This is a genomic window from Streptosporangium sp. NPDC050855 (assembly GCF_044456585.1).
GTDB lineage: Bacteria > Actinomycetota > Actinomycetes > Streptosporangiales > Streptosporangiaceae > Streptosporangium > Streptosporangium longisporum.
This window is the reverse complement of record NZ_JBITFY010000011.1, coordinates 167,058-180,188: the sequence shown is the minus strand read 5'-3', so window position 1 is coordinate 180,188 and position 13,131 is coordinate 167,058. Positions and strand designations below refer to the sequence as shown.

General features: G+C 70.1%; 8 protein-coding genes. 4 read left to right on the top strand and 4 right to left on the bottom strand.

All coding sequences use genetic code 11. The features are described 5' to 3' along the window. Window positions 1-1,207: 1,207 nt before the first annotated feature. Window positions 1,208-2,242: a hypothetical protein gene (locus tag ACIBCT_RS22840; RefSeq protein WP_399191575.1), complete on the bottom strand. Its 1,035-nt coding sequence runs from the start codon at window positions 2,240-2,242 to the stop codon at window positions 1,208-1,210. 787 nt (window positions 2,243-3,029) lie between these two features. Beyond that, entirely contained in the window at window positions 3,030-5,219 is a 2,190-nt protein-coding gene (locus ACIBCT_RS22835) for a glycoside hydrolase family 9 protein (RefSeq protein ID WP_399191574.1), read from the bottom strand. 862 nt (window positions 5,220-6,081) lie between these two features. Between ACIBCT_RS22835 and ACIBCT_RS22830 the strand changes: the two genes are divergently transcribed. Continuing rightward, on the top strand, window positions 6,082-7,599 hold the full coding sequence (locus ACIBCT_RS22830) for an RICIN domain-containing protein (protein ID WP_399191573.1): 1,518 nt from the start codon (window positions 6,082-6,084) through the stop codon (window positions 7,597-7,599). A 280-nt stretch (window positions 7,600-7,879) separates the two neighbouring features. Here the strand turns inward: ACIBCT_RS22830 and ACIBCT_RS22825 are convergent, their stop codons facing one another. Further along, a complete protein-coding gene (locus ACIBCT_RS22825; protein WP_399191572.1) occupies window positions 7,880-8,623 on the bottom strand; it encodes an MBL fold metallo-hydrolase in 744 nt (247 codons plus the stop codon). Window positions 8,624-9,035: 412 nt separating this feature from the next. On the opposite strand from ACIBCT_RS22825, the gene ACIBCT_RS22820 reads away from it, so the two are divergent. Next, on the top strand, window positions 9,036-9,239 hold the full coding sequence (locus ACIBCT_RS22820; RefSeq protein ID WP_399191571.1) for a hypothetical protein: 204 nt from the start codon (window positions 9,036-9,038) through the stop codon (window positions 9,237-9,239). Between the two features lie 31 nt (window positions 9,240-9,270). Here ACIBCT_RS22820 and ACIBCT_RS22815 read toward each other — a convergent pair whose 3' ends face one another. Further along, window positions 9,271-11,133 carry a serine hydrolase domain-containing protein gene (locus tag ACIBCT_RS22815; protein WP_399191570.1) on the bottom strand — a complete coding sequence of 621 codons (1,863 nt, stop codon included), beginning with the start codon at window positions 11,131-11,133 and terminating at the stop codon, window positions 9,271-9,273. 167 nt (window positions 11,134-11,300) lie between these two features. Here ACIBCT_RS22815 and ACIBCT_RS22810 point away from each other — a divergent pair, with 167 nt between their 5' ends. Together ACIBCT_RS22810 and ACIBCT_RS22805 are read left to right on the top strand one after the other, a co-directional pair. Further along, a complete protein-coding gene (locus ACIBCT_RS22810; protein ID WP_399191568.1) occupies window positions 11,301-12,449 on the top strand; it encodes a sensor histidine kinase in 1,149 nt (382 codons plus the stop codon). Beyond that, window positions 12,427-13,080, top strand: a complete 654-nt coding sequence (locus ACIBCT_RS22805; RefSeq protein ID WP_399191566.1) for a response regulator — start codon at window positions 12,427-12,429, stop codon at window positions 13,078-13,080. The genes ACIBCT_RS22810 and ACIBCT_RS22805 overlap by 23 nt, the downstream gene beginning before the upstream one ends. The last annotated feature ends 51 nt before the right edge of the window (window positions 13,081-13,131 follow it).

Here is a 13,131-nt window from a genome sequence, read left to right as displayed (position 1 = left end):
GCGTAGCGCGCCAGCCCTTCGTCGTCGGTGGGCGGCTCCTCGCCCAGCATGCCGGCCAGGACCACGGCGAAGCGGCCCTCCTCCTGGGCGGCCACGATCCCGGTGCGCGGCAGGGCCGGGACGGCGTTGGTCAGGACCCCCGACGGCCCGTCGAGGTGGTGGGACTCGCGCCGGTAGTTGCGGGTGACGTAGGTGATGTCGACGCGTACCTGCTCCTCCGGGGCGCACTCGTATCCCAGCTCGCGCAGCCACACCGGCGTCCGCGAGGCCCGTCCGGCGGCGTCCACGACCAGGTCGGCGCCGATGACCGACTCACCGACCGGCTCGCTGTCCGGTTCTGTGACCCGCTCGCTCGTCCCGGTGGTGCGGGGCCGGACCCGCACCCCGTCGACCCGTCGTGAGCCGTGCGCCACGGTGAGGCCGACCGCCTCGTACCCCGACAGGATGCTCACCCCGGGCAGTGCCGCGACCCGGTTCCGGACCGCGTGCTCCAGCAGCGGCCGGCTGATCCCGAAGGCTCTCAGCTCCGACGGCGCCCGGCGCATCAGGTACCAGTGGACCTCGTCGTGAAGATCGATCAGCGGGACCCCGAGGCGGGTCAGCTCGTCCGACAGGCCCGGCAGCAGCTCCTCGAACGCCTGCCTGCCGCGGGCCAGCAGGATGTGCAGCTGCCGTCCCTGCGGCACACCGCGGCGGGCGGCGACCTCGTCCGGCAGCGGGTCGCGATCGACGAGAACGACCTTCGCGTACCGTTCGGTCAGGGCCCGGGCGGCCAGCAGGCCGCCGATGCTCGCGCCGATCACGACAGCGGTGCACGGGTGCGTCATGATCGGAGGGCACGCCGACACGGTGGTCACCGGCATCGCCGTTCGTGCTCGATACCGCACCGTCTCCCTCCCAGGTCCGCGGCACGGGACCACGGATCTCACGGTCTCCGCACGAGCCGTCCGGCCGCCTCTACGGCCGGCGGTCGCCGACGCGTCGGAGATCCGAGCACGTCGGCGCGGCGAACGCCCGGGCTTGTTCTCGTGGCCGGCTTCTCCCCGGGGGAGCGGTTCAGAACATGGGGTAGATGGACGCGTCGTTCTTGCGGCCGGTGCGCTTCGGGCGCCGGAACACCTTGGTCACGAGCTTGCGCAGAAAAGCCATGATGAGACGACCTGATCTCGGGATTCGGGAGGAAGCGGGAAAGGGAGGGGCCGGAAGATCAGGTGAGATCGAGGGTCTCGGCCATGATGCGGGCGACGAGGTCGTAGCCGTGGTCGGTGTAGTGCGCCCGATCCACGAAGACCCAGTCTTTCTCGGTGACGGCCTCGGCGACGATCGGGTTGAGGTCGACGTAACCGACACCGATCTTCTCGCAACCGGCGCGCAGCTTCTCGGAGAAGGCCTGGGCGACCTCCTTCCTGGAGATGTCGCCGTACAGCGCTTCCCAGGTGCCCAGCTTGGAGATCTGGTCGATCTCGTCGAAGAGCAGCTGCTCCTGCGGGGCATGCCGGTCGCGCATCCACAGCGCCATCGGCTGGAGCACGTACATCAGCCGCGTCGTCGGACCGGCCAGCCGCTGCCAGCTGTCGAGGTGACGGAGCGTCAGGCCGGCCGCGGAGTCGATGACGGCGGAGATGTCCCGGCGTACGTCGTCGTGCGTGGAGATGGTGCGGCGGCGTTCGGAGCGGCGGCCGAGAATCCGGCCGGAGCTCTTGCGGTTGCTCTCGCGAAGTTCCTCCATCTTCTCGAAGTACTCACCGCAGAACCAGAAAGCGCCGTGGTCGCCCTGCTGCCATTCGGGAAGCCGTCCGACGGTCAGGTCGTTGAGCCCCGAGAAGACGACGATCTCGTCGATCTCGGGCAGCAGATGGCGATAGAGAGTGAAGAGCAGCAGCTCCTGCGTCGAGTTGTAGCAGCGCCCGCCGAAATTGAGCCACGGGGCGGAGGGGGCGTGCTTGCGCCACAACTGGGAGGCGAGGGTGGTCGCGTCACTGGTGGCCCCGATCCCGAGCACGGTGGAGCTGCCGGAGATCAGACGTACCGGACCTGCGGGCATGGTCCCGGCGGCCGAGGCGGTCTCTCCGCCCGGACCGTGTGAGACACGAAATCCCGCACGGTCGGTGTTGATGACGGAGGACCTGTAGTCGGCCCGGTGGAAATACATGAGGTACGGCAGGTAGCGGGTCTCGCCACGGTCGTCGAACCGCGTGTACTCCTGCATCTGCGGGGTCAGTTCGTCACGGTGAAGTTTCACGTCAGGCGTGCTCCTTGGCCGGTCTGGAAAAAGCGAAAACGGTGATCGGTGCTGTCGAAGGCCGGGATCGACCGGTATTCCGACAGGAGATCGGCGGGCACCGCGTAACGACAGGATCCGTGTGCCGGATTTCCGCTCGGGCAGCGGTGCGCAAAGCGTACTGCCGCTGCTTTCGCCCGGAATCCTTGATGTCATCGCGTCCGGAACAACCATAGGTGTCGCATGATGACTGTGAAGTACCCTCTCCTGGAACAATTTCGTCACTTCTATGGGTATTCTCAACCAAAATAGGACTTTTCAGGCTTGTCAAAATTTGCATTTGAGGCGTGGATCATCGCTCGCATTCTCCGTGCGCCCGGTATCGGGCCGAAGCGATCTCGTCCGGCCACGTATTGCGGTCCCGTCCGGCGTGTGTGAGTGAAATCTCACGTTTACCGAACAGGACGAATTCGACGTCGAGACATGTAATCTTGTAGCAGAACTATCACTGTGGGCTATTTCAGCAGTTCAATTCCTGCTGTGCGGCCATTCGGTCCCGGTCGGCCGAAGCCGTTCTGAACGAACCCTTGTCGGTCAGCCGATCAGGACGGAGCACGAAGGACGGCCGTCCCACGCGGATGGTGTGCGTCCGGCCCGGTGACGGGCGTGGCGCCGTGAAACGGTGACGGCCGTCGCGCGACCCTTCGGCAGCGAGGATCGAGCCCGTGACGGCCTCACGAGACGGGGCCGCGCCGGTGCGGAGCGGACTCTGCTCCGTCGCGCACCGGCGCGTCTCCCGCCGTTCGGGTCACCGGGCGGTGCAGGTCACCGCGGCAGGGGTGGCGTCGGCTCCGGACCCGGCGCCGTTGAAGCCGAAGGAGGTGGTGCCGCCCGAGGACAGCGCGCCGTTCCAGGCCAGGTTGGCCACGGTGACGGCCGGGCCGTTCACGGTGTGCGAGCCGCTCCACAGCTGGGTGATGGTCTGGCCGCCGGGGAAGGTCCACGCGACGGTCCAGCCGGTGAGCGCGGTGGTGCCGGTGTTCTTCACCGCGACGTTGGCTCCGAAGCCGCCGTTCCACTGGTTGGTGACGGTGTAGGTCGCGGCGCAAGCCTTACCGATCGGGGTCGGAGTGGGAGTCGGGGTCGGGGTCGGGGTGGGAGTCGGGGTCGGAGACGGGCTGGGGCCGGTGCCGCCGGCCTTCTCCGCGGTCCAGGCGCCGACCCAGGCCAGCACCGCGTTCCAGTTGATGGCGACCTCGTTCACCGACCAGGCCTCGATGTCGTCCAGGTAGCACTTCTGCGGCCGGCAGCCGCTGAGGCGCTGCTGGGCGACCGGGTCCTCCAGGCCGCTGTTCGGTCCGCCGGCCAGGGCGCCGGGCGGTGCGATGGGCAGGGAGGGGTCGATCTGGTTGGCCCAGAACCGGTGGTGGACGTTGCGGGAGGGCTTGTCGCCGTAGCCGGTGACGTAGGAGTAGCCCGTCGGGTTGCGGCCGAGCTGGTACGCCATGGTCTCGAACACCCCGGTGCGGAACCGTTCGGCGCCGGTGAAGTCGTGGGCCAGGGCCAGCAGGACGGTGTTGTTGAGGATCAGGTTGTTGGACCCCCAGATGTAGCCGCCGGACGGCTGGAAGGGCACCGGGTAGCCCTGGCCGCGCATCACGTTCAGCAGGCCGTCGGCGGCAGAGACGAAGGAGGCCCGCAGCTGCTGGCCGATGGAGGAGGTCAGGCCGTTGGGCACCAGCGCCAGCGTGATGTCGCCCAGGCTGCCGACCTCTCCCCACTGGGCGCCCTCGTTCGTGAAACTGCGCCCGTAGTACAGCGAGGAGGAGGTCAGGTCGGTGCGGTAGGCCTGCTTGCCGGTGGTGGCGTACAGCTCGGCGGCGGCCCAGTAGAACTCGTCGGTCACCTTGCCGTCGGCGTAGGAGCCGCCGCCGGTGCCGTCGGAGGCCGGGGCGAGCCGCGAGGGGTTGGCCTTGGCCGCGGCGTAGGCCTTCTCGGCCGCGGTCAGGCAGCGGGCGGAGAACGCGGAGTCGACGGACGCCCACACCCGGGCGCACTGGGCGGCCGCGGCGGCCAGGTTCAGGGTGGCGGCGGTGCTGGGCGCCGACAGCACCCGGGCCTGGGGGTCCTGGGCGGGCAGCAGCGGCAGCCCGGTCCAGTTGGCGTCGTGGATCTTGTGGTGGGCCATGCCGGCCAGCGGGCGGCCGTCGGGAACCTGCATCTTCAGCAGGAAGTCGATCTCCCAGCGGGCCTCGTCCAGGATGTCGGGCACGCCGTTGCCGCGCTCGGGGATGGACATGGTGCCGTCGGCGAAGGCGCCGGTGTCGGCACCGGGGACGTTCCTGGCCCGCTCGTAGGCGTTGACCAGCTGCCAGACGGACATGCCGCCGTTGACCACGTACTTGCCGTGGTCGCCGGCGTCGTACCAGCCGCCGCGCACGTCCAGCCGGTAGCCGCAGTCGCTGCGGCACGGCACGTTGTCGTCGCCCTGGTTGGGGGAGACGTTCAGGTGGCCGGCGGCTCGGGCGTACCGGTCGCCGCCGGCGTACTGGGAGGTGATCGCGATGCCGCTGCGCTGGTGGTAGAAGAACGCCAGCGCGTCGTAGGGCAGCTTCTTCCAGGCGGCGGTGCCGATGTCGAAGGGGTGGCTGGACTCGTTGTTCACGGTGAGCACGTAGTTGGTGCCGGTCCCGGTGTAGGACGAGAAGTCGATCTTGTGGACGGAGTCGCCGGAGCGGGAGTCGGCACCGAAGACGGTCGTGGTGCCGCCGGCCACCACCTGGTCGGAACCGTCCAGCAGGCTCCAGGCCAGCGGTGATGCGGAGCTGCTGATCACGGTCGCCTGCTTGGCCGCGTCGGGCGCGTAGGCGACCTGGTTGACCTTGATGCTCTGGCCGAGCGCCGGTCGTACGACGGCGTGGGCGGTTCCTGCGGCGGTGACCGCGGTGATCGACGCCGCGGCCAGGGCGGCGGCCAGCGCCGCCGCCGATAGCCGCATCCGGCCTGACATGTTCACACGGAGTCCTCTCGACCTGTGCTGTGCGGGCTTCACATCTTGGAAGCGCAGGCCGGGAAGGGATAGCCACCGCTGTCGAGGAAAGTGTTTCGTGCAGCTCACGGCGCCGTTCCCGCCGAATGCTTCTGTAACTTTCACGAAAGTTTCCGCCCGGTCCGCAGAATCTCGGCGCGACCGCTTCCCCGCGTCCCCGGCGGGGGGTCGCGCCGACCCGGGGCATGGGCGAGATCACCCGGGCATGCGGCATGGCCCCCGGGCTCACCGGCATGCCCCGAAGACCCGCGCCGCCGGCCACCGGGCATCGCGGAGGGTTGAACAGGCGATACGAGCTTCCGCGGCCGGGGACGGACCGCACACCATCGCCGCCACCGCGGGATGTTGACTGCGCGGAGATGAATTTCTTGTGAGGGGATGTTGACATCCCGCCCGTGAACCCTAAACACTTTGCGGAAATGCAGCAGAAACACGGATGTGACCTGATCGCCGACCCTTGAACGGGAACCGATGGCCCCATTGCCGAGCTCGCAGGAAAAAGATGTGCGCAGAGATGTTAACGTTAACAATTCCTCGCGTGCCCGTCGATGCATCTCGTTTCTCCCGAGGCCCCGCCGTGAGCGCGCAGCCGTGATGTCACCCCTCGCCGTCTTTCCGCCGATTCCCGGAAAGGACGCCCGCGGTGTCCCTGCGTCAGAGGAGCCGCCGAACCGGTCCGGTGACGACCACGCCCTCCACCTGGCGGTGAGCCCCGACGGTCTCGACCTGACGCCCCTGAACCAGAACGACCCGGTCGTCACGCCGACCGAGGATTCGACCCGGGAATTCAGATCTAGTGATTGGACACTTCATGGCACTGATCATGGCGTCTGATGGTCACTCATCAGGATCGTCGCGGAGCACCCGGTCGTCGCGCCGGTCGCTGATCGCCCTTGTGGTGACCGCGCTCGTCGCGGTGACGAGCCTCGTCGTCTCCGCGCCGCCGGCCGATGCCGCCACCAGCCAGTTCCGGGGCATGAACTGGGCCGTGCTGGGCGACAACTTCAGCACCGGCACGCTCGTCGTGCAGGGCCTGAGCCGGTCCGACAGCAACGCGACGGTACGGGCCAAGGCCAACGCCCTCTACGACGACATGGCCTCCACCCTGGGGGTCAACACCGTCCGGCTGCCCATCAACACCCACACCGTGGCCGACACGACCTGGTGGAACGCCTACCGCGGCGCCATCGACGCCGCCACCGCCCGCGGATTCAAGGTCATCCTGGCCTACTGGGAGGACGGCGCCGCCTCCGGCGGCAGGATCACGAACCTCGCCGCGTGGAACACGATGTGGTCCAGCGTGACCAACACGTACGGCTCGAACGGCAACGTCTACTTCGAGCCGATGAACGAGCCGCACGGCTACACGTCGGCGGAATGGCGCAACGTCGCGGCGAACTGGCTCGGCTACCACACCTCCGCGGTGCCCGGCCGGGTGCTCATCGGCGGCACCGGCTACAGCCAGGACCTGCGGGACGTCTGCAACGACGGCCGCTTCAACGCGACGCTGCTCTCCTTCCACCACTACGCCTTCTTCTACGGCGCCATGACCTACGACGCCTTCCGGAGCCACATCCAGACGCGCCTGGGCAACTGCGCCTCCCGCGCGGTCGCGACCGAGTTCGGCGCGCCGATGTCCACCGGCCTCGACTACGGCGACGCGAACAGCACCGACAACTTCGTGCGCCACATCCGCGCCATGGCCCAGGTCATGCGTGACAACCAGATGGGCGGCACCTACTGGCCCGCCCTCGGCGGCAAGCCGGGCACCATCGGCTACGACTGGTACTCGATGTACGCCCTGAGCGGCAGCGGCACCGACCTCAACCTGACCGTCCGCAACGCCTCCGGCGCCGACCGGATCCGGTACGCCTGGGGCGACACCGTCGGCAACCCCACCCCTCCGCCGGTGACGTTCTACAGGGTCGACGCGCGCCACAGCGGCAAGGCCATGGACGTCCAGCAGCCGAACACCGACAACGGTGCGCGCGTCGGCCAGTACACCTACGGCGGCAACGCGTGGCAGCAGTGGCGGTTCCAGGACGCCGGCGGCGGCTACTGGCGCATCGTCAGCCGCCACAGCGGGAAGTGCCTCGACGTGGTGAGCGCCTCGACCGCGGACGGCGCCGAGCTCGTCCAGTACACCTGCGGCACCGGCACCAACCAGCAGTTCCAGATGGTCGCCGGCGGTGGCCACTTCCAGCTCCGGGCACGGCACAGCGGCAAGTGCGTGGACGTGCCGTCCGCGTCGACCGCGGACGGGGTGGTCCTCAAGCAGTATCCGTGCAACACCGGTACCAACCAGCAGTGGTCGCGCACGGCCGTCTGACGATCCTCTCGACGTGACCGCGGGTCCGCGGTACGGCCCTCACGCTTCCGGTGGGACCGTACGAGCAGGGTGCGAGTGCTGATCAGGGCGACACCTGTGACGAGATCACCGGCAAGGGCCACGGCTCTCGCACCCACCTCCGCCGGCGCCGAGCGGTGCCCGGTGCCTTCCGGGCACCGGGGGACGCGAGAGCCGGCCGCTGCCGTCGAGGTGCGCCGCATGCCGGAAGCCGGAGAACGACGCCGGGCCTTCGAGATCCGAGGAGGCCTTGAGGCCTTGTTCAGGAGAGATCGACGGCGAGGCCGGGAGTGGCGATGGCGATCTCGCCGTCGTGTTCGGCCCCGGCGGCGGTTCGCGCGGCGGTGGCGTCCGTACCCGGTTGCAGGTGGGTCAGCAACAGGTGCCGGACGCCGGCCTCCTTGGCCTGCCGGCCTGCCTGGCGGGCGCTCGAGAGGCTGTGCCGCGAGACCTCCGGAACCCGGTCGGCATAGGTGGCCTCGGCCAGGAACAGGTCGGCGTCGCGTGCCAGCTCCACCACCTCGGGGCTCGGGGCGCTGTCGCCGGTGTACGCGAGCACCCGCTCGCCCGCCGTCAGCCGTACGCCGGCATTGGGCGCCGAGTGCGGCAGCAGACGGGTCTGCGCACGGAACGGGCCGATGTCGATCCGGTCGCCGGCGGTGAACTCGCGCAGGACATGGGCATCGGTCAGCATTCCCGGGCCGTCCAGCGCGAGCACCGCATCCAGGGCGCCGGGCAGTGAGTACACCGGCAGGGGGGTGGGCGGGTCGTCACGGAACGCACGCGCCCGCAACAGCGGGTTCAGATCGGCGCAGTGATCGGGATGTCCGTGGCTGACGAACACCGCGTCGACCTGATCGGCGCCGACCCGTTGCAGTAGCCGCGGCACCGTCGCGTACCCGGGATCGACCAGTAGCCTGAACCCGTCGTGCTCCACGAGGTAACCACTGCAGGCCTGACCCGCTCCCGGCCACGCACCGCATCCGCCGAGGACCGTCAGCAGCATCCATGAACCCTAGCGGCCGGCTCCCACGCCCGAGGACGAGGAGGCCTGATCCACCCCTCCACCCACCGGGTGGCCGCGGGGCAGGGGCAGCGCCCCGGCGTCGACGAGCGCGGGTCGTGGACGAGCGTTTCGACGTCCTGGACTGCAACGACGCCTGTCGCGCCTTCTGGGGCGTCCCGGGGAGCGTGGCGGTCGGACGGCGCAATCTTCCGATCATGTTCGCCTTGGCCGGGGGCCGTCCGGTGGAGGTGGAGCCGGTGCTGCGGGGCTGTACGAGCGGTTCCGCGCCGACACCGGTCACGCCCCCGGCGACCCGAGCGCCGCCGTCGTCGCCGCGGTGTGGCATCCAGGCTCTGGCAACTCGACACATTCCTGCCATGGGTTGTCAGGTACGGGTGCCATGCTGTCGCCCATGACGCGCGTTTATCTGGAGATCGGCCCGAAGAAGGTCTTCGCCTGCTCGGTGGAGTGGCCGGGGTGGTGCCGGATCGGCCGGTCCGAGGAGGAGGCGCTCGAGGCGCTGGCGACGTACGCCCGTTCGGACGCCCCTACCGGGACGATGAGGAGACTTCAGCCTGTTCTCGCAGGTGGGACGGCCGGTGTGGTGGCGGGGTGAGATCACGGAGGTGGATCGTCTGCGGCGGCGGTCAGCCGAACCGCCAGCCGAGCAGGTTCCAGTGCAGGCAGAACCAGACGAGGGCCGACATCCCGGCCAGTACGGTCACCTGGTGACCGCGGGCCAGGACGCCGATGGGCCGGTGTCTCCAGCCGATCACGGTGGTCGCGGTCGCGGCGACGGTGAGGGCGAGGAACAGCGGGGGGAGAAGCAGCAGCATGCGGAGGCTCACCGGCACGCCGTACAGGATGCTCGTGTCACCGGTCAGCATCAGCGCGAACATGACGACGAACGCCAGCCCGACGGCGCCGGCCAGGCCGGAGAGGAGACGGGCGGCGCGCCAGGCGCGAGGCGCTGGAGCGGGACGTCCGCGCAGTCGCCGGAGCGCGGCGGCCGACGGCAGGCCGAGCACGGCCGTCAGGGCGGTGACGGCGAACACCGAGACGACGACGAGGTTGACCGGAGGCGTCTCCCACCAGGGGATGAGCTCGTAGGTGGGCCCGTCGGTGGCCGCGTACGTGACGCCGGCGCTGTTCGTGACGAACGCCAGCCGCTGAGAGCCGCCGTCCTGCTCATAGAGCCCCGGCGCCAGCGGGCTCCAGGTCATGCCCTTGAAGGCGAGTCTTCCGTCGTCGGTGACCCGCAGCCGAAAGGAGCCGGTGAGGGTGAGCACCTTCTCGATGGTCGACTCGACGGTGCGGGCCGGCTTGTAGAAGCCCGCCACGGGCGTGGCCGTCCTGCCGGGCGGGGCGGAGGGCGCGGCGCGGTCGCCGGGGAGGAAACGGTCGAAGAAGGCGGGTACGAGCTTGGAGACGGTGTCGATGCCGCCCGTGCCGTTGGTGGAGACGAACAGGCCGACGCCGGCGCCGGGCACCAGCAGCAGCGCGCTCTGGAAGCCCTCCCAGCTGCCGTCGTGCATGATCACGCGATGCCCGTTGACGGTCTGCTCCTTGAACCCGTGGGCGTACCCGTCGATGCGGGGGTCGGCGGCGAAGGAGCGCCGGTGCATGAGGCGGGCGGTGGGCTCGTCGAGGATGGGCCCGTTCCCCAGGTGGGCGATCATGAAGCGGGCCATGTCGTCCGCGGTGGCGCTGATCGACCCGTCGGGCGGGAGGTTGTCGAAGACGAAGGGCTTGCGCCGGTAGGTCCCGTCCTCGTGGTCATAGCTGCGTGCCTGGCCCGCGGCCAGACGGGCGGGGACGGGCTCGGAGGCCGTGCTGTGCCGCATGCCGAGCGGGTCCAGGATGTGGTCCTGGACGTACCGGTCGTAGGGCTTCCCGCTCACCTGCGACACGATGTGCCCGGCCAGCGCCGCGCCGTAGTTCGAGTAGGCCGACACCTCTCCGGGCGGGCGTATCCGCGCCGGCACGTGCTCGGCGAGATACGTGCCCAGGGGCGGCACGTCGGCCTTGCGCCGCGCGCCCACGCCGATGGCGCTGTCCTCGAACCCGGCGGTGTGGTCCATCAGATGCGCCGGCGTGATCGGCCGGGGGTACGTCGCGGGGATGCGGAACGTGGTGAGGTAGCGGTTCACGTCCGCGTTCAGGTCGAGCCTGCCCCGCTGCACCTGTTGCATCACCGCGGTCCAGGTGAACAGTTTGGTGATGGAGGCGATCCGCACCAGCGAGGTGGCGGGGTCGAACGGCGTCCCGTTCTCGCGGTCGGCCAGGCCGTACCCCTTGCTGAAGAGGGTCTTCCCGGCGCCCACCACCGAGACCACCGCGCCCGGCACGTGGTCGGCCTCCAGCGCCGCCGGCATGGTGGCGTCGAAGAAGTCCGCCAGCCGGCGGGTGTCGGGAACGGCCGCCGAGGCCGCGGCCGCGGAGGGCGGCCAGAGGGCCCCCAGGGACAGGGCGATGATGAGCAGCAGGCGTGGAAGGGGGGCTGGCCACATGGCGTGACTCCTGACGTGGTCGGGGTCATCAACGGTGCCGCCGGTGAGGGCGGGGCCGCATCGCCGTCGCGGTCATGGCCGCATCACACTTAAGCCGGAGATTCTCGGGCGGACGGCATCGACGTTCGTAGGAGGTGACGCGCCGCCGTCCTGGTTACGCTGGGCCGATGGTGACGTACCGGAACACGTCGCGGTGGGTCGTCACGCTCGGCCCGCACGCGGTGAGCGCGGCCTCCGTGGTGTTCTGCCTGGTGCTGACCGTCGTGGCGGTCAAGGTGCCGTGGGCGCCGCTGCCGCGCGTGGTCATCGCGGCCGCCGGGCTGGTCGCCACGGGTGCGGTGTGGTTCCGCGATCGGTGGCCGATCGCGGTCACCGCCGCCGGGGCGGGCGCGTACGCGCTGTCGGGCAACCCCGGGCCGCTGCTGATCGGCCTGTTCTGCGGTGCGGGTGTGCGGCCGGGCCCGCGGTTCGCGGCGCTGGCGGCGATCGGCGTGGCGGGATTCCTGGCGCAGCAGTGGGTCGACGGCGGCGGGTCCGGCACGGACGCGCTGCTCTCCGCGACGGCCGCCACCGCCGCCGTGCTGGTGGCCGGCGGGTACACCGCCACCCGCCGCGAGCTGACCAGGTCACTGCGGGAACGCGCGGAGCGCGCCGAGACCGAACGGCACCTGCGCGACGAACAGGCGAAGGCCGCCGAACGCGGCCGGATCGCACGGGAGATGCACGACGTGCTCGCGCACAAGGTCACCCTCATCTCGCTGCACGCCGGCGGGCTGGAGGTCAACCCCGGCGCGGGACCGGCACGCGTCGAGCGGGAGGCGGCGCTGATCCGGGTCACCGCGCAGGAGGCCCTCGAAGAGCTGCGGACGATCGTGGGCGTGCTGCGGGCCGGACATGACGACGCCTTTCCCGACCTGCGGCGACTGGTGGAGTCCTGGACATCGGCCGGCAACGCCGTCACGCTGCACGGCGACCTCGGCACGTTGCCGGTGGCGACCGCCCGGGCCGCCTATCGGCTCGTGCAGGAAGGGCTGACCAACGCGCACAGGCACGCCGCCGGAGCACCGGTCACCGTCCGCGTGACCGGGAGCCCGGAGGACGGCGTCACGATCACGGTCGTCAACGAGCGGTCGCCCCGGCCCGCCGCGGGCCCTTCCGGCGCCCGGGCGGGTCTCGTGGGCCTGGAAGAACGTTTCCGGTTGATCGGCGGAACGGTGCGCGGCATGCCCGGCGATGCGGGAGGCTGGCGTCTCGAGGGCCGGTTGCCGTGGGACGCGTCCGCGAGGGGCATACATGATCAGGACGCTGCTGGTTGACGACGAACTGCTGATCCGCGCCGGGCTGCGGTTCATCCTCGAATCCGCGCCCGACGTGGAGGTCGCAGGAGAGGCCGCGGACGGGGGCGAGGCGGTCGACGCCGTGCGCCGCCTGAAGCCGGACGTCGTCCTGATGGACATCAGGATGCCGCGGACCGACGGCCTGGCCGCCACCGAGGCCGTCCGCGGGCTTCCCCGTGCGCCCGCGGTCGTGATCCTCACCACGTTCGACACCGACGAGCACGTCTTCACCGCCCTGGAGGCCGGGGCCTGCGGATTCCTCCTCAAGGACACCTCGCCGCACGACCTGATCCGTGCCGTACGCCTCGCGCACAGCGGTGACGCGATACTGTCCCCGCAGGTGACCCGGCGGCTGATCCACCGGGTCACCACCGACGTGCCCGTCCGGCGCCGCCGTGACGCGCTCGCCCGGCTGGAGACCCTCACCGGCCGCGAGCGCGAGGTGCTCGTCGAGGTGGGACTCGGCCGCTCCAACACCGAGATCGCGGCCGGCCTGCACATGAGCGAGGCAACGGTCAAAAGTCACGTGTCCCACCTGTTCGACAAGCTCGCCGTGACCAACCGGGTACAGGTGGCCATCGCCGCCTACCGCGCCGGCCTGGTGGACTGAACGTTCCCTCACGTGGACGCGGGATGGAAGACCCGTCTCGCGCCATGGACG

What these genes read in the sequence shown, in the direction of transcription:
- ACIBCT_RS22805 (WP_399191566.1), top strand. Translation starts at nt 12,427, where the DNA reads ATGATCAGGACGCTGCTGGTTGACGACGAACTGCTGATCCGCGCCGGG.
- ACIBCT_RS22820 (WP_399191571.1), top strand. Translation starts at nt 9,036, where the DNA reads ATGACGCGCGTTTATCTGGAGATCGGCCCGAAGAAGGTCTTCGCCTGC.
- ACIBCT_RS22815 (WP_399191570.1), bottom strand. Translation starts at nt 11,133, where the DNA reads ATGTGGCCAGCCCCCCTTCCACGCCTGCTGCTCATCATCGCCCTGTCC.
- ACIBCT_RS22830 (WP_399191573.1), top strand. Translation starts at nt 6,082, where the DNA reads ATGGCACTGATCATGGCGTCTGATGGTCACTCATCAGGATCGTCGCGG.
- ACIBCT_RS22810 (WP_399191568.1), top strand. Translation starts at nt 11,301, where the DNA reads ATGGTGACGTACCGGAACACGTCGCGGTGGGTCGTCACGCTCGGCCCG.
- ACIBCT_RS22825 (WP_399191572.1), bottom strand. Translation starts at nt 8,623, where the DNA reads ATGCTGCTGACGGTCCTCGGCGGATGCGGTGCGTGGCCGGGAGCGGGT.
- ACIBCT_RS22835 (WP_399191574.1), bottom strand. Translation starts at nt 5,219, where the DNA reads ATGCGGCTATCGGCGGCGGCGCTGGCCGCCGCCCTGGCCGCGGCGTCG.